Annotated in this window: 27 protein-coding genes and 1 pseudogene; 18 read left to right on the forward strand and 10 right to left on the reverse strand. The window is 48.1% G+C overall.

The window, feature by feature from the left end:
- Nucleotides 1-21 precede the first annotated feature (21 nt).
- Nucleotides 22-564 (forward strand): bacillithiol transferase BstA, encoded by a 543-nt coding sequence (bstA, locus tag ACWJJS_RS18795; RefSeq protein WP_094247143.1) that lies wholly within the window; start codon nt 22-24, stop codon nt 562-564.
- Here bstA and ACWJJS_RS18800 read toward each other — a convergent pair.
- Nucleotides 524-2116, reverse strand: coding sequence for an MFS transporter (locus ACWJJS_RS18800; RefSeq protein WP_454023816.1), 1593 nt, complete (start codon nt 2114-2116; stop codon nt 524-526). The genes bstA and ACWJJS_RS18800 overlap by 41 nt on opposite strands.
- Nucleotides 2117-2223: 107 nt before the next feature.
- Nucleotides 2224-2706 (reverse strand): MarR family transcriptional regulator, encoded by a 483-nt coding sequence (locus tag ACWJJS_RS18805; protein WP_003155512.1) that lies wholly within the window; start codon nt 2704-2706, stop codon nt 2224-2226.
- 168 nt (nt 2707-2874) lie between these two features.
- Here ACWJJS_RS18805 and mprF point away from each other — a divergent pair, with 168 nt between their 5' ends.
- From mprF to ACWJJS_RS18820, 3 genes are all read left to right on the forward strand, one after another.
- Entirely contained in the window at nt 2875-5445 is a 2571-nt protein-coding gene (gene mprF / locus ACWJJS_RS18810; RefSeq protein ID WP_060386825.1) for a bifunctional lysylphosphatidylglycerol flippase/synthetase MprF, read from the forward strand.
- 93 nt (nt 5446-5538) lie between these two features.
- On the forward strand, nt 5539-6423 hold the full coding sequence (locus tag ACWJJS_RS18815) for a PhzF family phenazine biosynthesis isomerase (RefSeq protein ID WP_454023817.1): 885 nt from the start codon (nt 5539-5541) through the stop codon (nt 6421-6423).
- A 76-nt stretch (nt 6424-6499) separates the two neighbouring features.
- Entirely contained in the window at nt 6500-7084 is a 585-nt protein-coding gene (locus tag ACWJJS_RS18820; protein WP_007408549.1) for a nitroreductase family protein, read from the forward strand.
- 38 nt (nt 7085-7122) lie between these two features.
- Here the strand turns inward: ACWJJS_RS18820 and ACWJJS_RS18825 are convergent, their stop codons facing one another.
- From ACWJJS_RS18825 to ACWJJS_RS18835, 3 genes are all read right to left on the reverse strand, one after another.
- Nucleotides 7123-7314, reverse strand: a complete 192-nt coding sequence (locus ACWJJS_RS18825; protein WP_003155508.1) for a YfhD family protein — start codon at nt 7312-7314, stop codon at nt 7123-7125.
- Between the two features lie 70 nt (nt 7315-7384).
- Nucleotides 7385-7495, reverse strand: a complete 111-nt coding sequence (locus ACWJJS_RS18830) for a YfhE family protein (protein WP_003155504.1) — start codon at nt 7493-7495, stop codon at nt 7385-7387.
- Between the two features lie 57 nt (nt 7496-7552).
- Entirely contained in the window at nt 7553-8452 is a 900-nt protein-coding gene (locus ACWJJS_RS18835) for a TIGR01777 family oxidoreductase (RefSeq protein WP_454023818.1), read from the reverse strand.
- 91 nt (nt 8453-8543) lie between these two features.
- Between ACWJJS_RS18835 and recX the strand changes: the two genes are divergently transcribed.
- From recX to ACWJJS_RS18850, 3 genes are all read left to right on the forward strand, one after another.
- A complete protein-coding gene (gene recX / locus ACWJJS_RS18840; protein WP_003155502.1) occupies nt 8544-9335 on the forward strand; it encodes a recombination regulator RecX in 792 nt (263 codons plus the stop codon).
- Between the two features lie 6 nt (nt 9336-9341).
- Complete coding sequence (locus ACWJJS_RS18845; protein WP_025650230.1) at nt 9342-9653, forward strand: YfhH family protein; 312 nt, start codon at nt 9342-9344, stop codon at nt 9651-9653.
- 146 nt (nt 9654-9799) lie between these two features.
- A complete protein-coding gene (locus ACWJJS_RS18850; RefSeq protein WP_454023823.1) occupies nt 9800-10993 on the forward strand; it encodes an MFS transporter in 1194 nt (397 codons plus the stop codon).
- A 39-nt stretch (nt 10994-11032) separates the two neighbouring features.
- Here ACWJJS_RS18850 and ACWJJS_RS18855 read toward each other — a convergent pair whose 3' ends face one another.
- From ACWJJS_RS18855 to ACWJJS_RS18865, 3 genes are all read right to left on the reverse strand, one after another.
- Entirely contained in the window at nt 11033-11422 is a 390-nt protein-coding gene (locus ACWJJS_RS18855; RefSeq protein WP_454023819.1) for a DUF2606 family protein, read from the reverse strand.
- Nucleotides 11385-12296, reverse strand: coding sequence for a trypsin-like serine peptidase (locus ACWJJS_RS18860; RefSeq protein WP_003155497.1), 912 nt, complete (start codon nt 12294-12296; stop codon nt 11385-11387). The genes ACWJJS_RS18855 and ACWJJS_RS18860 overlap by 38 nt, the downstream gene beginning before the upstream one ends.
- Before the next feature lie 145 nt (nt 12297-12441).
- The gene (locus tag ACWJJS_RS18865) at nt 12442-12594 is read right to left on the reverse strand and encodes a small, acid-soluble spore protein K (RefSeq protein ID WP_003155495.1); all 153 of its coding nucleotides are present in this window, start codon (nt 12592-12594) and stop codon (nt 12442-12444) included.
- 123 nt (nt 12595-12717) lie between these two features.
- On the opposite strand from ACWJJS_RS18865, the gene ACWJJS_RS18870 reads away from it, so the two are divergent.
- The 6 genes from ACWJJS_RS18870 (at nt 12718) to ACWJJS_RS18895 (ending at nt 18733) form a co-directional block, all read left to right on the forward strand.
- A complete protein-coding gene (locus tag ACWJJS_RS18870; protein WP_003155492.1) occupies nt 12718-12987 on the forward strand; it encodes a YfhJ family protein in 270 nt (89 codons plus the stop codon).
- 131 nt (nt 12988-13118) lie between these two features.
- Nucleotides 13119-13646 (forward strand): SH3 domain-containing protein, encoded by a 528-nt coding sequence (locus ACWJJS_RS18875; RefSeq protein WP_167859997.1) that lies wholly within the window; start codon nt 13119-13121, stop codon nt 13644-13646.
- Between the two features lie 85 nt (nt 13647-13731).
- Nucleotides 13732-14067 carry an SdpI family protein gene (locus tag ACWJJS_RS18880; RefSeq protein WP_070081524.1) on the forward strand — a complete coding sequence of 112 codons (336 nt, stop codon included), beginning with the start codon at nt 13732-13734 and terminating at the stop codon, nt 14065-14067.
- Complete coding sequence (locus ACWJJS_RS18885; RefSeq protein ID WP_070081525.1) at nt 14060-14920, forward strand: alpha/beta fold hydrolase; 861 nt, start codon at nt 14060-14062, stop codon at nt 14918-14920. Before ACWJJS_RS18880 ends, ACWJJS_RS18885 begins: the two co-directional genes overlap by 8 nt.
- A 210-nt stretch (nt 14921-15130) precedes the next feature.
- The gene (locus ACWJJS_RS18890) at nt 15131-16111 is read left to right on the forward strand and encodes a glycosyltransferase family 2 protein (protein ID WP_003155484.1); all 981 of its coding nucleotides are present in this window, start codon (nt 15131-15133) and stop codon (nt 16109-16111) included.
- A gap of 36 nt (nt 16112-16147) precedes the next feature.
- The gene (locus ACWJJS_RS18895) at nt 16148-18733 is read left to right on the forward strand and encodes a YfhO family protein (RefSeq protein ID WP_454023820.1); all 2586 of its coding nucleotides are present in this window, start codon (nt 16148-16150) and stop codon (nt 18731-18733) included.
- On the opposite strand, the gene ACWJJS_RS18900 is transcribed toward ACWJJS_RS18895, so the two are convergent.
- Nucleotides 18730-19713: a metal-dependent hydrolase gene (locus ACWJJS_RS18900; RefSeq protein ID WP_003155481.1), complete on the reverse strand. Its 984-nt coding sequence runs from the start codon at nt 19711-19713 to the stop codon at nt 18730-18732. The genes ACWJJS_RS18895 and ACWJJS_RS18900 overlap by 4 nt on opposite strands.
- A 226-nt stretch (nt 19714-19939) precedes the next feature.
- Between ACWJJS_RS18900 and mutY the strand changes: the two genes are divergently transcribed.
- Nucleotides 19940-21034: an A/G-specific adenine glycosylase gene (gene mutY, locus ACWJJS_RS18905; RefSeq protein WP_003155480.1), complete on the forward strand. Its 1095-nt coding sequence runs from the start codon at nt 19940-19942 to the stop codon at nt 21032-21034.
- A 6-nt stretch (nt 21035-21040) separates the two neighbouring features.
- On the opposite strand, the gene ACWJJS_RS18910 is transcribed toward mutY, so the two are convergent.
- The gene (locus ACWJJS_RS18910) at nt 21041-21265 is read right to left on the reverse strand and encodes a hypothetical protein (protein WP_003155479.1); all 225 of its coding nucleotides are present in this window, start codon (nt 21263-21265) and stop codon (nt 21041-21043) included.
- Nucleotides 21266-21346: 81 nt separating this feature from the next.
- Here ACWJJS_RS18910 and fabL point away from each other — a divergent pair, with 81 nt between their 5' ends.
- The 4 genes and pseudogenes from fabL (at nt 21347) to ntdP (ending at nt 23428) form a co-directional block, all read left to right on the forward strand.
- The gene (gene fabL / locus ACWJJS_RS18915) at nt 21347-22099 is read left to right on the forward strand and encodes an enoyl-[acyl-carrier-protein] reductase FabL (protein ID WP_070081527.1); all 753 of its coding nucleotides are present in this window, start codon (nt 21347-21349) and stop codon (nt 22097-22099) included.
- A gap of 83 nt (nt 22100-22182) precedes the next feature.
- Nucleotides 22183-22335 (forward strand): annotated as a pseudogene (locus ACWJJS_RS18920) (gamma-type small acid-soluble spore protein); the annotation flags it as partial.
- Between the two features lie 160 nt (nt 22336-22495).
- Complete coding sequence (locus tag ACWJJS_RS18925; RefSeq protein WP_003155476.1) at nt 22496-22762, forward strand: YgaB family protein; 267 nt, start codon at nt 22496-22498, stop codon at nt 22760-22762.
- A gap of 135 nt (nt 22763-22897) precedes the next feature.
- Nucleotides 22898-23428 (forward strand): nucleoside tri-diphosphate phosphatase, encoded by a 531-nt coding sequence (ntdP, locus tag ACWJJS_RS18930; RefSeq protein ID WP_003155475.1) that lies wholly within the window; start codon nt 22898-22900, stop codon nt 23426-23428.
- Nucleotides 23429-23500: the final 72 nt, after the last annotated feature.

Here is a 23500-nt window from a genome sequence, read left to right on the forward strand (position 1 = left end):
ATCAGCGGGAGAGAGACAAAAATGGAAAAACAAACCCTCAGCTATCCGATTGGAGAATATCAGCCGGCTGAATCGATTTCGTCCGGACAGAAACAAGAATGGATCAATGCGCTGGAACACGCTCCGGCCAAACTGAAACAAGCTGTCAGAGCGATGTCGGACAGTCAGCTTGATACGCCGTACCGCGAAGGGGGATGGACTGTCCGCCAAGTGGTTCACCATCTGGCGGACAGCCACATGAACGGCTATACCCGGTTTAAATTGAGCTTAACGGAGAATGAACCGGAAATCCGTCCTTATGATGAAAAAGGCTGGGCCGATCTTCATGATTCCAAAACCGCCGCTTGCGGGGATGCGCTTGAGCTGTTAACAATCCTGCACAGAAGATGGGCCGCTCTTTTGCACTCCATGACGGAAGCCCAATTCAAACGGACGTACTTCCATCCTGTATCTAAAGAGACGGTTACGCTGGAACAGGCGCTCGGGCTATATGTCTGGCACTCTGAACAACACATCGCCCATATTACTGAGCTTTCCCGGCGGATGGGCTGGCATCTGTCTTAGAGGATGCCGGCTTCCGGAAAAACGCCAAAACAGCCGCAGACACGATCGTGCATAATGAAATGACGGCGGCTGCCGTATAAAGATGGTGGTAGCCGCTGGAAATGCCCGCTTCAATCGCATCAGAAACCGCTTTTTTGACGGCGGGAACGGGGATTCGGCTAACCTGCTCCTGCAACGAAGAAAGTTCGCCGCCAATATCGGGCGTTTGCGCCTGATCAGCGGGAATGCCGCTTTTCATTAAGCGGTTTTTAATGTCCTCTCCGATCCGGTCAAAGCCCGCTGTAATGAAGCCGGCATATAAAGCCGGAGCGAGCGTCAGCCCGACCTGCCTTACGAGTGACAGCGTGCCGAGCGCTGTTCCTTTGTTTTGGCCCGCCGTTTCTGATACAAGCACATTCAGCGGAGCCCCGAGCAGAAATCCGAAACCGATCCCCGCAATGACACTCGCCGTGACAAATTCCCATTTATCCGTCACCCATAACGGAAACAGGCTGAAGCCCCCAAATGCGATGGCGCCTGATACAACCGCGGAGAAGACCGGCCCTTTTTTATCCGTGACCGCCCCGCCGAGCCACGCTCCGATGCCTGACGCCAACGCAAGCGGCGTCATCCAATAACCCGCTTTCTCCGCCGATACGTGCAAATATTGCTCCGCATAAGAAGGAATAAAAATGACCGCAGCGAGCAGCCCTCCCGATAAAAATCCGATGACAAGCGTCCATTGAAACACTTTATTTTGCAGCAGCGAGTAGGCGAGAATCGGATCGCCCCCCCGGTTTTCAACCCGCTTTTCGACCTTAAGCAGCACCAGAAAGAGAAGTGCCGCTCCCAAAAGATAGCCGTACACCTTTACGTCCATTATGCTTTCTGACAGCTTCGCCCCATTGAGATTCGTGATACCGATCATACAAGATAAGATCGCAAGAGACAGCAGCATTGTGCCGGCGAGGTCAAGCCGTTTCGCCTCAGGCTCTTTCGTTTCAGCGATAAACAAACCGCCGCACACAACCAAAGCGGCGGCAATCGGCAGGTTAATCAAGAACAGCCAATGCCACGACCCGGTTACATCAAGCAAAAAGCTCCCGATATTCGGTCCGAGGACGGCCGCCATACCGTTCATCGCCCCTAAAAGCCCGAGAGCTTTCCCCTGTTTCTCCTTCGGAAGCACGGCCAGCACATGCGAACTCCCGATTATAAAAATTCCGCCGCCGCCAAGCGCCTGAATGAGCCGTGCCGCCAAAAACATCGGGAAGCTCTGACTGAGTGCGACAAGCAAAGAGCCGAGTCCGAACAGGCCGACTTCCATCATAAACAGCTTTTTCCGCCCGTATCGGTCCGACAGCTTGCCGACAATCGGCACACTGACACTGAGTCCCAATGTGTAGAGGGTCACTCCCCACGATCCCCATGAAGGAGAAACATCAAAAGAGCTGTTAATCGTCGTCAGAGCAGCGGAAATAATTCCGTTGTCCAGCGCCGCCATGAACACACCGATCGTAAAAAGAGTGATGGCCCGGCTCTGGTTTTTTTCTGTTTGCAATGGATCCGGCATACTGATCAATCCTTCCGTTTTAATTCACTTCGAATATATTATTCACTTCAAGTGAATTAAATGTCAAACAAAAAAAGGCCGCCGATACCGGCAGGCCTTTTTCATCTCTATGCCTGTTTGGAAGAATCAAGGGCTCTTGCCAAGATGGCAAGTCCTTGATTGACCGTTTGTTTTTCTTCAGCGGTCAGCGTTTCCAATGAACGCTTCAATTTCACATGTCCTTTTTGATAAAGGCTGCGGAAAATATCTTTCGCGTTTTCCGTTAATTGAACGACGACTGAACGGCGGTCTTCTTCTGACGGAGCGCGTGTAATGAAACATGATTTTTCTAAACGGTCAAGCAGCCCCGTCGTATTTGAAAGAGAAGCGCCCATTTTCTCCGCTATGTCACTCACCTTAAGCGTTCCGTGGTTGTTCAGAAGCATCAGCACCTTCATTTGCGGCATGCTCATATCCAGTTTCATCCACTCCGACACATCGCCGAGTCCCGCCGAGGTCATCACTTTCATGTACAGCACCCAAATATCCCGTTCCTCAGGAGAAAAAATATCGCCGCCTAATACCGTTGTATCATGCAGATTATAATCCATCGTCTCACTTCCTCATTCATACTCCTGCATACCATATTACTGATTTTAATCAGAGAAAGAAAGTTGCAGACGAGTTTTGTTTGAATGTGAGGTGGTAGTGTATAATATGTTGGAGATTATTGGGGGAATTATAATAAATAAGCTATTTTATGATGATTGGAGAGAACATTGCTGACTAAAAAGAATGCCTTATCGATATTAAAAGTATTATTTCCTATTGCAGTTTTGCTTTTAGTCATTTATCAGTCCAAAAAGGAATTGACAGACCTTTCTTTTAAACGAACGCTGTACATTATTAACGGGATTGAGCGTTACGATTTATTTATTCTCGTTCTGCTCGGTCTCCTTGCCGTCAGCGCGATGTCCTTTTATGACTTTGTGCTGAAACGGACGCTTCGCCTCAACATTCCGAATTGGAAAGTATTCAGGGTCTCCTTTATCGCCAATTCCTTTAACAATGTCCTTGGGTTTGGCGGTCTGGCGGGCGTCGGGCTGCGGACGATGCTTTACAAAGAGCATACGAATGACGTAAAACGCCTCGTCGCAGGCATCGCCTGGCTTACGTCCTCAGCGCTGCTCGGGCTGTCCGTCTTCAGTATCCTGACCATTGCCCGCATTCTGCCGGTCGGAGAGATTACAGGTGAGAAACCGTGGCTGTGGGCTGTTATCGCCGGAGTGGCGCTTATTGTGCCGGCAGCCTTAATCGCCGCTTGGATCAACAATAAAAAAGCTGGCGCAGAAGACGGTGAAGCAAAACCGAGGCATCCGGTTTTTTCTTACATCGGGGCATCGTTTGCCGAATGGTTTGCGGCGGCCGTCGTCATGTATTATTCCCTGTATGTCATGGGGATTCACGCGGATGTCCGCCATGTATTCGGTGTATTTGCCATTGCCGCTATCGGGGGAATCATCAGCCTTGTGCCGGGAGGATTCGGTTCGTTTGACCTTCTGTTTCTGCTCGGCATGCAGAATATGGGCTTTCCGCAGGAGGCGGTTGTGACATCCATCGTCATCTACCGGATTGTGTATTCATTTATTCCGTTTGTGTTCGGGCTGTTCTTTGCGGCCGGCGATTTAACGGAAAATACGCTTAAACGGCTGGAATCAAATCCGAAGATGGCGCCCGCCGTGGAAACGACGAACGTGCTTCTCGTATTCCAGCGCGCCATCTTAATCAGAGTGCTTTACGGTTCGCTGTCGCTGTTGGTTTTTATGGCGGGAGTCGTTGTGCTGGCGTCCGTCGCCCTGCCGATTGACAGGGAGACGGTCATCCCGCATATTCCGCGCCCGGCGCTCCTTGCGTTTAACGCGTTATCGTTAAGCGCGGCTTTGATTCTTTTAATCTTGCCGATTGAATTATACAAACGGACGAAACGTTCTTATTCAATGGCGGTTGCCGCGCTGGTCGGCGGTTTTGTGTTCAGTTTCTTAAAAGGATTGAACATCAGCGCGATCTTTATTCTGCCTGTCGTCATCGTATTGCTGGTGTTGTTAAAGCGGCAGTTTATCAGAGAGCAGGCATCGTATACGCTCGGCCAGATGATTTTTGCCGCCGCTCTGTTTATTATCGCCTTGTTTAACTACAATCTCATTGCCGGCTTTATTTGGGATAAAATGAATCGGCTGCTGCGCCACGATTATTTCGTTCATAACAATTCGCACATTACATATGCCACGATGACGGCCATTATTGTTGTGCCGCTGTTTTTCCTTTTGTTTACGGTCTTTTATCATAAAAGATCGAAGCCGATCGGAGAAAAGGCCGATCCTGAACGGCTGAAGTCCTTTTTGGCGGAAGAAGGCGGAAACGCCCTCAGCCATCTCGGCTTTCTCGGGGATAAGCGGTTTTATTTCTCAAGCGACGGCAAAGCGCTTTTATTGTTCGGCCAGATTTCCAGAAGGCTTGTCGTGCTCGGTGATCCGTCAGGACAGAGAGACTCGTTTCCGCTTGTGATTGAGGAATTTCTGAATGAAGCGCATAAGCAGGGGCTGAGTGTCATGTTTTATCAGATCGAACGTGAAGATCTGGCGCTGTACCATGACTTCGGCTATAACTTCTTCAAGCTCGGAGAAGAGGCGTTCGTGGATATGGAAGCATTTACGCTGTCAGGTAAGAAAAAAGCGGGGCTGCGGGCGATTAACAACAAATTTGACCGCGAAGGCTACACATTTCATGTCGGGGAACCGCCGTTTTCCTCCGAGTTTATCGCCAAGCTGAAAGACATATCGGACGAATGGCTCGGACCGAAAAAAGAGAAAGGTTTTTCTCTCGGTTTCTTCGACCGGGATTATCTGGAACAGGCGCCGATTGCTTACGTGAAAGACGCGGAAGGGGAGATCATCGCTTTTGCCAACCTGATGCCGATGTATCAGGAAGGCGAGATATCAGTCGACTTGATGCGTTATCGGAAAAGTGCGCCGAACGGGATTATGGACGCGCTTTTCATCCGTCTGTTTCTCTGGGCGCAGGAAAAAGGCTATACCACCTTTAATATGGGCATGGCGCCTTTGTCAAACGTAGGAACGGCTTTTACATCTTTCTGGTCGGAAAGAATCGCGGCCGTCATTTTCAACAACGTCCGGTATATGTACAGCTTCAGCGGGCTGCGGGCCTTTAAAGAAAAATACAAACCGGAGTGGCGCGGGAAATACTTGGCGTACCGTAAAAACAGATCGCTGTCCGTCACGATGATTCTCGTCACCCGCCTGATCGGAAAAACCAAAAAAAGACGCCGTTAAAAGGCGTCTTTTTTTTGAAGAATTAACTAAAAATTCTAATTTTACTCTGTTATACTGAATAACATGATCATAAGGTGAAAGGAAGGCTGATGAATGAAACAGGCAACCGTGTTTAAATATGAAGCGTTTACCGATATTCCTGATTTGGGAAATCCCGCGGGAATCGTCTTTAACGGAGATGATTATTCAGATGAAGAGATGCAGATGATCGCCGAAATGGCAGGGTACAATGAAACCTCATTTCTCTGCAAAAGCGGAGAAGCCGATCTGCGCATCCGCTATTTTACACCCGGCCACGAAATGAATTTATGCGGACATGCTACCGTCGCCTCTCTTTACGCATTAATTGAAAAGGGAAGGCTTCAGGCTGATCAGACATATCAAATTGAGACAAAAGCCGGCATTCTTCCCGCAAAAGCCGCTGAACGAAACGGCCGGGTATACATCACGCTCAAACAGGCACCCCCGCAATTTCTGCCGTTTACGGGCGACAAAGAAAAGCTTGCGGCCTCGCTCGGGATTACGGCTGAGGATTTTCACAGCGAGCTGCCGATTGTTTACGGATCAACGGGGATCTGGACACTGATTGTTCCGCTGAGATCACTTAAAGCATCACGGAATATGGTGCCGGACAACGCACAATTCCCCGCTGTTTTGCGCGATCTTCCGAAAGCGAGCGTTCATCCGTTTTCTCTGGAAACCGTTCATCCGGAAAGTGATCTGCACGGCCGTCACTTTTCTTCCCCTTTCTCCGGAACGACCGAAGATCCCGTCACGGGAACCGCTTCAGGCGTCATGGCAGCCTATATGCGGCAATACGGAGGCTCTGAAGCCGAATGCCTCACGATCGAACAAGGCCAGGAAATCGGGAAAGACGGAAAAGTGGAAATCAGGATTACAGATGATAACGAAAAGATGAACATCGAGATGACGGGAACGGCCGTGTATGCAGAATCAATCAATTTTCAGCTTCCTTAACGGTTTACAAAAGACGGTCGTATCCGTTATATTATAAATGATAATCATTTTCAATTGAATAGGAAGGTGAATCGGCATGCCGAAAACCGAACAATTACAGCAAAACGAAAGTCTTGCACATACAATCAGAAACAGAAGATCCATCCGGTCGTTTAAGCCGGAAACCGTACCTTCTGAAGTCATATTAGATATGCTTGAAACGGCCGTTTACGCGCCGAACCACAGACTGACGGAGCCATGGCGTTTTATCTACGCAGCAAGCGAAGCGGGTAAAGCAAAGCTTGCGGACAGCTACGTCTCATTTTTCAAAAAAATAAAAGATGATTTCAACGAGGAAAAAGAGCGGAACATGAGAAAAAACCTCAGCGCCGTTCCGGGATTTTTGCTGGTCGTCTTAAAAGAAGATGAAAATGAATTTACGAGAAACGATGATTTCGCGGCGCTGAGCGGCATGATTCAAAACCTTCAGCTTCTCGCACATGAAAACGGCATCGGCATGGTCTGGAAAAGCGGCCGCATCATGTATGACAAACAGGTGCACCAAGACTTCGGCCTTGCAGACAATGAGCGCTTCGCCGCCATCATTCAAACGGGCTATCCGGATGAACAGCCTAAGGCGAAAGAACGGACGCCGGCAAAAAGCCTGTTTACCGAGTTGTAAAAGAATCCCCGTCTCCATACAGAGGCGGGGATTTCGTATTAGCGGGTTTTGCTTTTAGCTCTGTTGTCAGCGGCTTTCATCCGCGCCTGCGCTTCGCGGTCAGCGGAATCAGCAAGCTCGCTTGAATATTCCTCGTACGTGCCGTCTGTTTCGCGTTTCAAAGCATCCGGAACTTGAGGAAGTTTTTGTTTGTTTTTATCACGGTTTTTGTGAGTATGATTTCTGCCCATATCAATCGCCCCCTGAAAAAAGTGATATCAAACAAACATAGTATCTGCCCGGTCCCGATCTTTATTCAGTTTATTTCCGTTTGGCTGCTCTTTCCGCTTTTTTGAATTCACCGGAATAAAGGACTTCCTGCATTTTTTTCAGATTGGCTCCCTGCTGATGTTTTTCGCGCTTCTTTTCCATAAAAGAAGACCCTCCTTCAAAACAGAATACCAATAGGATTGGCTTTTATTTCCGTTTTTATGCAGATAAGAGATCCTTTAAAGCCAACTCAAGTTCTTCATACGTAAATTGAAAACCGGATGTCAGCGCCTGCTTAGGCAGGGCGCGCTGGCCTTTTACGATCAGCAGGCTCATTTCCCCCAAGGCCTTCTCCAGAAAAAATTCCGGTACGGGAATCCAATGGGGGCGGTGCAGGACGCTTGCGATCGTCTTTCCGAATTGCTTCATTTCTACGGGGTTCGGCGATGTCACATTCATGGGACCGGACAAGTCATCATGCTCCGCCGCAAAAGCAATAAGTTTTGCGGCGTCATCGACATGAACCCATGACAGCCACTGCCGTCCAGAGCCGACGGTGCCTCCGGCTAACAGCTTATAAGGAAGAACCATGAGCGGCATGGCGCCTTTTTCACCGAGCATCACCCCGAATCTGGCATATACCGTCCGAATGCCGAGCGCTTCAATTTTCTGGCCTTCACGCTCCCACATATGAGCCGTATGACTGAGAAAGTCTTCATTTGACGTATCGGACTGCTCAGTGAACGTTTTCTCTGTGCTGGTGCCGTAAATGCCGACTGCGCTTGCCTGAATTAAAGCCCGGGGTTTTTTCGGCTGCTGCTTCATAATCCGTCTGACTTCTCTCGTCGCTTCTACCCGGCTTGAGATGATTTGTTCTTTCGTTGTGTCCGTCCAGCGGTCAAAGATGGATTTGCCGGCGAGGTTCACCCATACATCAATAGGGGGAAGCTCGCGCTCAGGCGCCGCGTTTTCGGCCAGCCATTGAACATATGTCACATTTTTTTGTTCGGTTTCTCTCTGTTTTCTTGATAAAATATAGACATGATGTCCCCGGCGGGTAAGCACACCTGTCAGATGCCGGCCCAGAAAACCAGTGCCGCCTGTCATCGCGATATTCATATCCATCTCTCCTTACACGTTGATACATATACTGTACCTCATTTGCCAAAAAGAAAAACGCCTGAACATCGGGGCGGGAAAGGAGACCGGGATGCCGTTTATTACAAAAATATCGACCCAAAAGAAAAATACCGAGCGCTTCAACATCTTTCTTGATGAGAAATATGCATTCAGCGTCGACGCCGACGTGCTTGTGCGTTTTGACCTGAAAAAAGGGAAAGAACTGGACGAGCTTGACATTCTTGAAATCCAGCACGGTGATGACGTGAAAAAAGCCTTTAACCGCGCCGTAGAATTTTTATCATATCGGATGCGGTCTGAAAAAGAAGTCCGGGATCACCTGAAGAAAAAAGAAACACCGGACATGGTCATTTCTGAAGTCATCCATAAACTGTACGATTACCGCTACTTAAATGACAAAGAATTTGCCGAAGCCTATGCGAGCACCCACAAAAAAACAAACGGTAAAGGCCCTGACGTCCTGTTCCGCGAGCTGAAAGCGAAAGGAATAGACGACGATACCATCAAGGAGACGCTCAGCGCGTTTACATTTGATGAGCAGATACAAGAAGCGCTGAAACATATCGGCAAAATCCTCAAAAAAGACAAAAAGCTGTCCACAAAAGAGATCAGACAGCGGGCGCAGATGCAGCTTCAGCGAAAAGGTTTCCCTTTTGACGTCATCAATGCCGCTCTGGAGCAGACGGAGTATGAAAATGATGATGAAGCCGAGATGGAAGCTCTGAAGGCTCATGCGGAAAAAGCGATCAGGAAATACCGCTATGACGGCAGCTATGAAAGCGGAATGAAGGTCAAACAGTACTTATTCAGAAAAGGATTCTCGATTGACGATATTGATCAATTCTTGCAGGAAGAGGAGTAAACTGAAATGGACAAACGATACAGTCAAATGACGCCTCATGAACTACAGACAGAAATTGCGGGACTGACGGAAAAAGCGCGAAAAGCGGAACAGATGGGCATTGTAAATGAACTGGCCGTGCTTGAACGGAAAATGACGATGGCCAAAGCTTACATGCTGAACCCGGAAGACTTTCGGCCCGGCGGGGTGTATCAGATAGAAGGTTCTGATGACACTTTCCGCATTGATTACATCAACGGCGTATTCGCCTGGGGACACAGATCTTCCCCGTCTGACGGGGAAGAAGCACTGCCGATTTCCGTTTTAAAAGAAAAATAATAACAAAAGAGGCCGGTTCCGGCCTCTTTTTCTTTTCGGGCACATTCGTTTCAACCTTTCAGTAAAAAATGATTGAATTCATTTTTGATATCTTTTAAGATGGAATTCGTTGTTTTTTAATAAAAAGGAGGCGATTTGCGTTGAATATCAAAATGAAACAGCCATCTGTGAAATTAATGATTTTTGTTTTAATGATTTGCACATTTTCCATCGGGTATACGGAATATGCTGTCATGGGTATTCTGACGTCGATTGCCGATGACTTTCATATACATGTATCTTCAGCGGGCATGCTTGTTACGGCGTACGCGGCAAGCGTCTGCCTGACGGGCCCGATCGTAACCATTATCGCGGTTAAGCTGCCGAGAAAGCCGGTGCTGCTAGGGTTGATGGGCATCTTCGTCCTTGCCAACCTGATGAGCGTCTTTGCGCCGAACTTCGCCGTGCTGGCGATTTCCAGAATTTTATCCGCATCCATTCACGGAGCCTTTTTTGCGATCGCCATGGTGTTTGCGAGTGAAATGGTGCCGCCTGAAAAACGTTCCGCCGCCGCGGCTTCCATGAACGGCGGATTAACCGTGGCGCTGATGCTCGGCGTCCCGTTCGGCTCTTATTTAGGGGATGCCCTTAACTGGCGGGCCGTCTTTTTCATTATTTCTGTTTTAGGCCTGATCGGGCTGAACGGACTGATGCTGGTTGTACCGAACCGGAAACCGAAAGTGATTCCGATGCTGATGAATGAATGGAGTGTCTTTAAGCATAAACAAGTGATTTTTTCCTTTGCGATCACCATTCTCGGCTACTCAGGCGTATTTATCGCTTACACGTTTATTGAGCCGATTTTAAGAGATTCAGCGGGGTTCGGCACAGTTGGCATTACAGGCGCATTATTTGCTTACGGTCTCGGCGGAGTGGCGGGGAATTTCTTCGCGGGGAAAGTGCCGCTCAAACTGCTGACGCGCACGATGATCGGTGTGATGATCGGCCTGATCGGCGTCTTGGCGATTTTCCCTTATATCGCTGTTTTTCCCGCTGCCGCCGTTTCAGCGACATTTTTGTTCGGCGCATGTGCGTTCGGCACGCCGCCGCTTTTGCAGACCAAGGTTATTTCTTCCTCTGAAAACGGCACCACAATAGCCGCTGCGGTGAGCGTTTCCGCCTTTAACCTGGCAAACGCGCTCGGCGCCTGGATCGGCGGATTGATTCTCGGGGGAACGGGATCTTACTCATGGCTGTTTGCCGGCGGTGCGCTGATGACGGCTCTCGGCCTTGTGCTTTCCACGTTCGCTCATCTGTCTGAGAAGAAAGATGTTTATGAATACCAAGTGCATAAAGGATAACAAAAAGCTTGCAGGGGATATTCCGCCTGCAAGCTTTTTTCAGTGTTTCAATGTAATACTGACTACTGTATGTTTATCGCTCTCAGCTAAGGAAATATTCCGGGTTTCCGGTACTCCGTCTTTTTCAAAAACGACGGCATAGGTTCCTTTCGCGCCGCTTTTCCATGCAATATCGCCGTGGTGATCAGTCTTGCCTATTATCTCTCCGCGGTCTATATTCGGCTGATGATCTGACTCCGCCGCTTTCATCACGGTAACAGTCACACCGGCCGCCGGTGAACCGTCTGCATCCTCAACATGGAGCGTAACGGGCATTGCCTTTTTGGCGGCGGAATCATCCGCTTTGCCGCATCCGCATAAAACGGCCGCCGCGAGAAAGATAACAAAAGCTTTATTGATTTGACCAATATTGAATGTTGTCGAATACACTGTTTGTCACCCTTGTTCCCAGATTGTAAGACGACCCGCCGTTTGTATGAATGGCAATGGCGGTCTGGCCGGTGTCGCTGTAATTGCGGTAAACGGGCGATCCGCTCTGGCAGCCGAACGTATCTGTCGTGTAAGTGAGTTTATATGTCTCGGCAGAACGTATCGGCTTGCTGTCCGACCACATGGAACCGGACACTTTGTCGCACGGATATCCTGTCACGGTTGAGGAAAGCCCGGCCGGACTGGAACTGTTGGTCGTCCGGTAGCCGTACCAGCCGACAGTATTCCCGGGCGATCCGTTTACTTTGATTGCGCCGTAATCATAGTTTGTGTCACCGTTTTCTGTCCACCCTTTGACACTGTAGAATGTCTTGCCTGAATAAGAGCCGTACGGGTACGATGACCCGTTGCGGCCGGGAGCTGCCGTAATTTTCGATGCCCAGCCGTTTTTCTGATCATACACGCAATGTCCCGCCGTAACGATCGTGTCGGCATTGACAAAAAAACCGGTGCATCCGTAGGTGCTTGTGCTGCCGCTGTATGTAACGGTCAGCTGTGCTGTCGCGCGATATGGAAATGATGTTGTGGGAGAAATTCTGATTCGTTCGTCTGTCCCAATAATACTGGAAGGCTTTAATGACTTGATGTCAGCTTTGCTGTTTTGTGCAAGCTGTCTTTTGGTGAGGCCCGTTCCTTCATAAGCGGGGGATGTCTGTGTTGTTTGTACAGGCTGATTCTGATTTGCGTCAAACTCCTCACCGCTGTTTGATACAGATGTCTGCGGGCTGCCCGCTGCTTCAGCTGAAACAGCAAATAATGAAACTGACAGTAAGAATGCGGTAAGGCTCAGCAATCGTTTTGAAACTGTCTTCATTTTATAAAACCCCTCCTTTTTTGTCTACCGGCTTTCGTTTTAACATTTAACATATTATGGAATTTATTTAGCGTTATGACCGCAAGAGGATGTTTTTTTTCGCAAAAAAAAAGACCGGGTCATTCCCGGTCTCTTACGGTGTGTGTTATCGTCTGCCTGAAGCTCTCATGCGCTCTTGCGGGTGCGAATTAATTGAACCGTCCGCCCGTTTAGAAGCGTAGTCATCCTTTGCCCGCGGTTCGCCTTCAAACTTATTATTGTTCTGATTAGGAAATCCTTTTGCCTTGTTCCGGACCATTTGTTTTCCCCCTCGGCCAATATCAAAAGGTTGCGCCTTCTGGACTGAAGACGTAAAGTTAGTATATGCCTGTGACGAGCTGCGTAAAAGCAGCAGGTTTTCCCAAGGAAAGGAGACAGAGACATGAATACATATATCGACAAACTGACGAATTTGCTGCTTGAGAAAAATGACATGCTCAGCTATTTGCAAGCGCGAACTTGGGTTGAGCTTTTATGGGGAGATTTCGAAGCGACTTACGCAAAAGCCGGTCGCCCGTATCAAGGAGAGCAAATGACGGAACGCGTCGTCAAGGAATGGATCGAATCATACGGCAGCAAGCTCCATATGTTCCAGAGCGTTCGGGAAGACGTTTCTCATTATTTGGATCAAAGCAGGGGTCTCCTGCATTAATATAGCAGTGCGCCCGCCGGATACCGTCCGGCGGTTTTTTCTTTTTATAAAAGAAATGGGAAAATCATGTTTGACGACCGGCGGAATGTGGAAATGTGTAATAACTTATAAAATAGCGGGGAGGAACCACAATGAACATGAAAAAGGGGTTAACCGCATTTATTCCGGCCGCAGGACTTTGCTTATTTTTAGCCGCTGGCACCGTTTTTTTTGATCCGGCAGTGAATGCCGCAGCAGTTCACCAGACAAAAATAGACACCGCAGCAGATACATATATCGTGAAAGCAGGAGAACTTAATGTCCGCAAAGAACCCAATAAACAAGGGCGGATTATCGGCACGCTTCGTTCAGAGGATTCCGTAAAGGTTAAACGGCTTCAAGGAGCAGATTGGGCTGAAATTGACTACAAAGGTCACAAAGCCTATATTTCCACGCATTTTCTGATGAAGCAGCCGGTGAAGGCGGTGACCGCGAAACAAACCGATTTTTATACGCCGACTTTGGAAACCGGCAAAAAAGGGTCCGTTAAAGCGGGTGAAACCGTCAATGTGCTCGGCTGGGGGTTCAGCCATGACGGAGGGTTTGACCGTAAATGGGCGTACATCACATACGGCGGGAAAGCAGGTTATGTGAAAACGGCCGACTTAACTCAAAAATAAAGATTCAGGCAGGCGAATGAGCCTGCTTTTTTTCTGAAACTTTTCGCCTTTCCTTTCGTAAAAGATGAAAAGGAGAGTGATGGATATGATAATGGTGATCGGCGGCCTTCTGATGGCTGCGGCCGGCATTTCAGTCACATTTTTTCCGCCGAAGTCGATCAACAGCCTGTACGGATATCGGACGAAGCGCTCTATGGCGGATGAGTCGCAGTGGAAAGAAGGCAATCGATTCAGTGCGCTCCTCATGATTCTGTTCGGCCTTATTTCGGCGGCAGCTGGATTTTCGGGCAGCCTGCTTATCCGGCTGACTCAGCCGTTCGCCCTGATTGTTCAGGCCGTATTGTTGATTGCGATCAGCGTACTGATCATCGTCTTAACAGAAAGAAGATTGAAACAAACGGGGAGGAGAATCGATGAATGACATTACGTTTCACATGATCGAAACAAACGGAGTGACGCTGCACACGGCTTCAGCCGGTCCGAAAGACGGTCCTTTGGCGGTGCTGCTGCACGGGTTTCCGGAATTCTGGTACGGCTGGAAGAGTCAGATCAAACCGCTGGCGGATGCCGGATACCATGTTGTCGTGCCTGATCAGCGCGGCTATAATCTCAGTGACAAACCGGAGGGCATTGAAAACTATACCATTGATACGCTCAGAGACGACATTATCGGGCTGATCACTCATTTTACAAATGACAAAGCCGTCGTCATCGGACATGATTGGGGAGGAGCCGTGGCCTGGCATTTGGCATCCACGCGGCCGCAATACGTTGAAAAATTGATCACGGTCAATATCCCGCACCCGGCGGTTATGCGGAAGGTCACACCGTTCTACCCGCCGCAGTGGAAGAAAAGCTCTTATATCGCTTTCTTTCAGCTTCCGGAAAAGCCGGAACGGAGATTGTCTGAAGACGATTACCGCGTATTGGATCACGCGATCGGCTTATCCGAACGCCCGGCGCTTTTTTCACGGGAAGATGTCGACAGCTACAAAGAAGCATGGGGCAGAAAAGGAGCGCTCACGGCGATGCTGAACTGGTACCGGGCGATCAGAGCCGGCGGTTTAGGCCCTGCCGTTCCGCTTAAAATGCCCGTTCCGTACCGGTTAATATGGGGCGTCAACGACCGCGCGCTGAGCAAAAAGCTCGCCAAGGAAACAAAACGGATGATTCCAAACGGCGACTTAATCTTCATAGATGATGCCTCACATTGGGTCATTCACGAAAAACCGCGCATCGTCAGCCATTTGATTCATGAATACCTTCAGCAATAAAGTCTGTCCCGCGTACAGACTTTTTCTTTTTTTTCTCATATCTGCCGAAAAACATGACAAAATATAAACCATATGCAGAAAAAAATTTCTTTCCCTGTAACAAAAAAAGGGTTTAAACGTCATTAAAAAAAGGAAAAGCCTTACTGAAGTTTTGCGGACAATTCCTTTAAGGCCGTCCTAAAAAAAGAATAATACAAAGAAGGTGCCTTCATGAAACAAAGGTTAATCTCAATTATTATTCCGTCTTACAATGAAGGGAACAACGTCAAGCTCATCCATGAATCTTTAAAAAAAGAATTTCAGACGATTCATTATGACTATGAAATTTTTTACATCAATGACGGAAGCGCGGATGACACCCTTCAGCAGATTAAAGAACTGGCCGCCAGAAACCATCGCGTCAAATACATATCTTTTTCCCGCAACTTCGGGAAAGAAGCGGCCATTCTGGCAGGATTTGAACACGTGCAGGGCGAAGCGGTAATCGTGATGGACGCCGATCTGCAGCATCCGACCCATCTGCTGAAAGACTTCATTCAAGGCTATGAAGAAGGGTATGACCAAGTCATCGCGCAGCGCAACCGAAAAGGGGACAGCCCCGTGCGTTCCGTGCTTTCTTCCCTGTATTATAAATTTATCAACAAAGCCGTCGAAGTGGACTTGCGTGACGGGGTCGGAGATTTCCGCCTGCTGAGCCGGCAGGCCGTTGATGCTCTTTTGAAGCTGAGTGAAGGGAACCGTTTCTCGAAAGGGCTGTTCTGCTGGATCGGGTTTGACCAGAAAATCGTATTTTATGAAAATGTCGAAAGGAAGAACGGCACGTCCAAATGGTCATTCAGCAATCTGTTCAACTACGGAATGGACGGTGTCGTCTCCTTCAACAACAAGCCCCTCAGGGTATGCTTTTTCACCGGTATTCTGATATTGCTTCTGTCGATGGTTTATATTGTAACAACCTTTGTTCATATTCTGACACACGGCGTGTCCGTACCCGGATACTTCACCATTATTTCCGCCGTGCTGTTTTTAGGGGGCATCCAGCTTTTGAGTCTCGGCATCATCGGAGAATACATCGGCCGGATTTACTATGAAACAAAAAAACGCCCGCACTATTTAATTAAAGAAGCGAATATAACGTACGGAGAACAAAATGAAACGAATTATACAAAAAAGCGCAAGTGGAACCATTAAACAGCCGCCGCTGTGCGCAGGGTCTGGGGACGTTGTATGAAAAAAAATAAATGGATCTTGCCGGCAGCCTGTGTGCTGGCTGCGGCAGCCGCTCATATTTTTTTCTTAAAAGAGTGGTCGGCAGGCCGCTATATGACGGGGTCTGGAGACGGGATCGCCCAAATGGCGGTCTTCAAAAAGCTGCTGTTTGATCAATATATGAACGGCAGGCTGTTTTACAGCTATTCGTTCGGACTGGGCGGGGGAGTGTACAGTCAGCTCGGCTATTATTTCTCTACTTCTTTTCTATTCCTGTTTATCTCCGCCGCTGTCCGCTTTTTGCAGCTTATTCAGCTGACGGGTGAGGCTGATGCGCTGTTTTGGGCGCAGGCCTCCGTTTTTATCAGCATCGCCAAGCAGAGTTTTATCATATTCACGGCGGCGTGTGTGTTCCGCTATTTCGTCAAACGGACGGTGCCTGCTTTTGCCGGCGCCGTGTTGTACGGGGTCTCGATTATCTACTTCCGGCATGAGGTGTATTGGGACTTTTTCACTGACAGTATGGTGTGGCTGCCGCTGCTCGTGCTCGGCGCGGAAAAAATCATCAGGGAAAAAAAGCCGGCGTGGTTTATCTTCGCCTGTGCGCTGACATTGATCAACAACTTTTATTTTGCGTATATTAATCTGATTTTCATCGGCATTTACATCTTATTCAGATGGACCATTCATCTTGAAGACAATGAAGTCAAAAAGCTCACTCAATGCAGAATGTTTATTCTGTCAGGCCTTCTCGGCTTCGGCATAAGCGCAGTCTCCTTTATCCCTGTCGTATACGGATATCTTCATAATCTGCGGCCGCCGTATTCAGAGCAGATTGCATGGCTTGATTTTTCCGACAACATTTTATTTTTAAGCCGGATAATCATTCTGCCGGCGGTTTTTTTACTTTTTCTATTTACATTTTCTTTATATAAAAACCGGCTGTTCCGGCTGTTTGCGGGAATCAGTCTGCTGTACATTCTGTTTCACTTCAGTCCGTTTGCGGCAAGCGCCTTTAACGGTTTTTCAGCTCCGCAAAACAGGTTTGAATACGTCCTGTGCTTCACGATTGCGGGAACGGTTGCAGCAGGGCTTTCTAAGCTTTCAGACATCAGCATGAAGAGTATGCTGATATCCGCCGTACTCGCCGTTCTGCTCTATTGGAGCCAAGTGAGACGGTTCAGCCTGGATATTTCTGATCAGGCCAACCTGCCTATCCTGCTCCTTCTGGGGCTGACCATTGCCGCTTTCCTTGCAGCAAAGACAAGACTGAAAGGCGCGGTGCCCGCCGTCTATGCCGTCATTCTCTTGACGGCGGTGCTGACGGCTAATACATATGAAAAATATGCGTTATCAGAAGGCGGGAAGATTTATACGGTATCGCATACCTTTATGACGGGTCCTGACTATAAGGGCAAAGAACAAACAGAGCTTATTCAGCGTCTGAAAGAAAAAGACCCTGATCCGTTTGCCCGTTTGGATTGGATGAACGGTGTTTTCAATAACACCCCGATCATTTACGGGTTCAACGGATTCAGCGTATACTCAAGCATTCTGAACCGCAATCTGCTGTCCTTTTACTGGAACGATCTCCGGATTGATATGGGCAGAGAAAGCGTCAGCCGCTATGCGACATTAGGAAACAGGGCTAATTTATACAGCCTGCTTTACGGAAAATATTATATGACGGAAAAAACAAACGAGGCCGGCGTGCCGTACGGGTTCAAAAAAACCATGGAATCATCCCATTATGCGGTTTATCAAAATCAATATATGCTTCCGTTCGTACGGACAGCTGATCGCGTATATAACGAGGACGGTCTGAAAAAAGCGCCCGCCCTTGCCAGAGAACGGGCAATGCTTGACGGGATCATCACGGAATCAAGCACAGCCAACACGAAAAAAGCGCCTGAGGCGAAAAATATGATCCGTCAGGCAAAGGTAACGGCCGACCATGCGGATTATCAAGACGGCATCCTGACGGTAAACGAAGACGGCGGCGGCCTGATCATTACGCCGCAAGCCGCTAAGATGGACGGCGGCGATTATTACGTCAGCTTTTATTTGAAGAATAAAGCGAAGGACCAGGGCTTTACATTAAAAGTGAACGATTACACGACAACGAGAAAATCGAATCAATCCATTTACAAAACAGGTGTCAACGATCTTACTGTCAGAGTGCCGAAAACAAAAAACATCCAAATCCGTCTGCCGAAAGGATCGTATCAGCTTGACAGACTGGCGCTTTACGAAGAACGGTACGATACGCTGAAAAACGCATACCGAAAAGCGGAAAAAGAACCGCGGGCCGATCTCAGATGGCGCGGAAATACGCTTCATATCTCGTATGAAAACAAAACCCGCGCACCGTATATCATGCTTCCGATTCCATATGAAAAAGGCTGGGAGCTGAAGATAAACGGCAGAAAAGAACAGATTGAAAAAGCGGATTATTCCTTTATCGGATTTAAAGCGCAAAAAGGAAAAAACGATATTCAATTAACGTATTACCCGCCGTTTTTTAAACCCGCGGCCGCCCTATCGGTGATCAGTCTCGTGTTTGCCGCTATATATGTGAGAAGACAAAAAAAGCCCGGCTCTTAAACAGAGCCGAGCTTTAATTTTTTCTGCAGTTTTTCCTCGCTGAAAATCCAGCCCGTGTAGGAAGAGAGAAGCTCTAAATCATGACTGAGGTGGACGATGGCGACAAAAGGATAGTGGCCTTTGCTCCGGTAGCGCAAATCAATAAAGCGCACCTCATAATGATCTTTAAAAGTATCGACCTCCCACCTGTAAACGGGGGAAAATGAAAGAAAGGCTGCAATATTTTCGTCTTGTTTCGCGGCCTTCATCACATCGGTTTCCGGAACGGGCACTCGGTTGAATGTATCCAATATCACGACATGGCCGTCAAGGCTTCTGCCGACATAAAAGGCATGCGCCGTCGTCACGGCGATACGCCACTGCCTGAATTTCATCGTCGGCGAAATAATGATGGTTTCAATCTCCTCTTCAATCATTTCGCGCAGCCTTCGCTTTATCCGCAGCTGCATCAAAAACCGGACGGCGTAATATCCTGCGAGGATGATATAAAGCATCAGAAATGTCACGCCCGGATGACCTCCGATATACCACACGGCGATCGCGGCCAAATGGCTGACGAAAATAAACGGATCAAAGGTATTGATTAAACCGAGAGCGATCCATTTTCTCGAAAACGGACGGATGGCCTGTGTGCCGTACGCGTTAAAAATGTCAACAAACACATGCAAAACGACAGCCAGAAGCGTCCACAGCCACAGGTGCAAAAAGTTCGCTTCCGGATAAAACATAAACAAAATGCCCGGAATCAGAACGGACCAAAATAATACGGCGGGAATGGAGTGCGTGAATCCTCTATGATTTCGAATATAAACGGCATTATTTTTCAGCTTCAATATAGTATCAATATCAGGTGCCTGAGAGCCGGCAAGCGCGGCGATCATAACTGCCTGAGACATGGGGGTGTGCATGCCGACGGCAGGATCAAGAGTTGCGATTCCGCCAAGCGCGATACCCATGACAACGTGAGTGCCAGTATCCATTGTTGACCTCCTAGCAGGCGTTAAAAATCCAGCCGCCCGCATATTTCGCATTATAAGATATTCCCCATTTTCTGTTTGCCCAATCATGGCGTTTATCCGCCGTTCTCATATGTTTCCGCTTTTTCTTTATCACTATTTAATGTAACATATTATCGTAACGTGCCCTTAGTTTACACCAAAATACAGTGTCAAGAAAAGCGGAACCCGAAACATCTGAGGAGAAGATATGAACGCACTTGAAGAAAAAATGAAACAAAAAGATATAGACAAATTTCGCGAGGACTTAATTACATGGTTCGAAAGAGAACAGAGAATTCTGCCGTGGAGAGAAAATCAGGACCCGTATCGGGTGTGGGTGTCAGAGGTGATGCTGCAGCAGACGCGCGTAGATACCGTCATTCCTTATTTCCGGCGGTTTGTTGAGCAATTTCCGACCGTTTCGGCGCTCGCTGAAGCCGATGAGGAAAAAGTGCTCAAAGCCTGGGAAGGGCTAGGTTATTACTCCCGTGTAAGAAATCTGCAAAGTGCCGTAAAAGAAGTGCATGAGCGGTACGGGGGAGTCGTCCCTGCCGGGGAAAAGGAATTTGGCGGACTGAAAGGCGTCGGCCCTTATACAAAAGGCGCCGTGCTCAGCATCGCATACAACAAACCGATTCCCGCCGTAGACGGCAATGTGATGCGTGTCATGTCGAGAATTCTTTCCATATGGGACGATATCGCAAAACCTAAAACCAGAACCATTTTCGAACAGGCGGTATCCGCTTTCATTTCTCATGAAAAACCATCTGAATTCAATCAGGGTTTAATGGAGCTCGGCGCGATCATCTGCACCCCGAAATCGCCGTCATGCCTGCTTTGCCCCGTACAAAAGCACTGTTCGGCATTTGCGGAAGGGACAGAGCGGGAGCTGCCCGTTAAAAGCAAAAAGAAAAAGCCCGGAATAAAAACAATGGCAGCCGTTGTGCTGACAGACGAACAAGGCGATGTCTATATTCATAAACGGCCGCCAAAAGGCTTGCTCGCCAACTTGTGGGAGTTTCCGAATACCGAAACCCAGAAAGGAATCAAAACTGAAAGAGAGCAGCTTGAAGCCTATTTAGAAAAAGAGATGGGAATAACCGCTGAAATCGGGGAGCTGGAAGGCATCGTAGAACATGTTTTCACCCATCTCGTCTGGAATATTTCGGTCTTTTTCGGTAAAGTAAAACAAGTGTCGGATACAACGGAATTCATACGGGTCACAAAAGAGGAGCTCAAGGAATACGCATTTCCCGTTTCCCATCAAAAGATATGGAAAATGGCGGAAGAAAGCGGCCGCTAAAAAGCGTCAGTCATAGCTGACGCGAGTGCCGTGGCCGTAATCCGCTTCATTCCGTTTCAGTCCGCCGCGGGCTTCGATTTCCTGAATCAGTTCCCGGTATTTGGACTGGCCTTCTTCGTTTAAATACGGCATAATTTGCTGGAAGGCATGATGGAAATAGGCGAGCTCTGAATCTCTCCAATCTTGTTTGGGCATCATGGCCAATTCGCCCATATCACGTCCGACATACATATAAAAGACCCCTTTCAACACATATTGCTTTTATTGTTTGTTGAATGAAAAGAACTATACACAGCAAGGAGCTGAGGAAAAATGGAACAAAATAAATGCGCACTGATCACGGGAAGCAGCCGAGGCGTCGGGAAAGCAGCCGCCATCAGACTCGCGGAAAAAGGATACAATATCGTCATCAATTACGCCCGCAGTAAAAAAGCGGCATTAGAAACCGCCGAAGAAATTGAAAAACTCGGCGTTAAAACGCTCGTCATTAAAGCTAATGTCGGCCAGCCGGCAAAAATCAAAGACATGTTTCACCAGATTGACGAAACATTCGGCAGACTGGACGTGTTCGTCAATAATGCGGCTTCAGGCGTGCTGAGACCGGTTATGGAACTCGAAGAAACACACTGGGACTGGACGATGAATATCAACGCGAAAGCATTGCTTTTCTGCGCCCAGGAAGCGGCAAAGATGATGGAGAAAAACGGAGGCGGCCACATCGTCAGCATCAGCTCGCTCGGCAGCATCCGCTATCTTGAAAACTATACGACGGTCGGTGTCTCAAAAGCCGCTTTAGAATCGTTAACCCGTTATCTGGCGGTTGAGCTTTCTCCGAAAAACATCATCGTAAACGCGGTGTCAGGCGGAGCGATTGATACGGACGCGCTGAAGCATTTCCCTAACAGAGATGAACTGCTGGAAGATGCCCGCCAAAATACGCCGGCCGGCAGAATGGTCGAGATCAAAGATATGATCGACACGGTGGAGTTTTTAGTTTCTTCAAAAGCGGACATGATCCGCGGCCAGACCATCATTATTGACGGCGGACGCTCTCTGCTCGTATAAGTTTTAAAAAAGATGAATAGCCTTATCGTCTCCTGCGCATTCTAAAGTGCGTGGAGGTGATAACAATGGCAAACTCAAAATACAGCAAAACAGACGTTCAGCAGGTGAAAAAACAAAACCAGCAATCAGCTTCCGGTCAGGGTCAATACGGCACTGAATTCGGCAGTGAAACTGATGCGCAGCAGGTTAGAAAGCAAAACCAATCTGCTGAACAAAACAAACAGCAAAACAGCTAATCACTGAAACGAAAAAGCACTTCATCTTCGGATGGAAGTGCTTTTTTCTGTTGCCAAAACGACAAAACTTGTGATTCCTCTACAGAATGAGTCAAAGGGTTTTCCGGCGTAAAATCGAAATGGTAAGGAGTATCAACCTAAAAGCCTAAGGAGGAACCCGATGTCAGAGTTTGAAAAGCTTGTAAGTGAACAGATGAAAATCATGGATCAGCTTCTCGAGCTGCAGTCAGAACTTGACCGCTGCCGGCAGGTGGAAGCGGAACTCATCAGTCTGGAAAGAGATGCAAAGCTGGACAATGTACAGGACGAAATTGCGACAAAGCGAAAAGACCTGGCCGGCATACAGGAGTTATTCCAAAGGCAGACAGAGCAAGTCATCCAGTCTTATCGCAGCACGGAAAAGCCGTCTTCCTATGTGCAGAAATGAATGTGCCATTCCGGAAGCGGAGTGGTTCTTTTATTTTCATTTTTTAATTCGTAACGTTATAATAGTGAAAAGACTTGTCGGAAAGCAATTGCGGCTGCATTGACTGCAGGGCTTTACAGAAAGTAGGGGAGAAATATGGGATATCCCAAGGAAGGAGAAACCATTCAAATTCACAGCTATAAGCATAACGGGCTGCTTCATCGAATTTGGAATGAAACGACGATTTTAAAAAGTACGGAATTGTGTATCATCGGAGCTAACGACCGGACAATGGTAACCGAATCCGACGGACGGACGTGGGTGACGAGAGAACCGGCGATCTGCTACTTTCATGCCCGTCAGTGGTTTAACGTCATCGGAATGCTGAGAGATGACGGGGTACACTATTATTGCAACATCAGCTCGCCGTTCGCTTATGACGGAGAGGCCATCAAATATATTGATTACGATTTGGATGTCAAGGTGTTTCCGGATATGACATATAACATTCTTGACGAGGATGAATACGATGACCACCGCAAATCAATGAATTACCCTAAAGAGATCGACAGCATTCTGAAGGAGTATCTGAATACGCTGCTGCACTGGATTCATCAGCGGAAAGGACCGTTTGCTCCGGAATTTGTTGATATGTGGTATGAACGGTATCTGCGCTATACAAAATAAAGAATACAATAAAAAACCTGTTGGGGTGTCAACAGGTTTTTCACATGGGCTCACACGCCTTAAAGAGAGAGG

This window comes from Bacillus sp. JK106 (assembly GCF_053663355.1).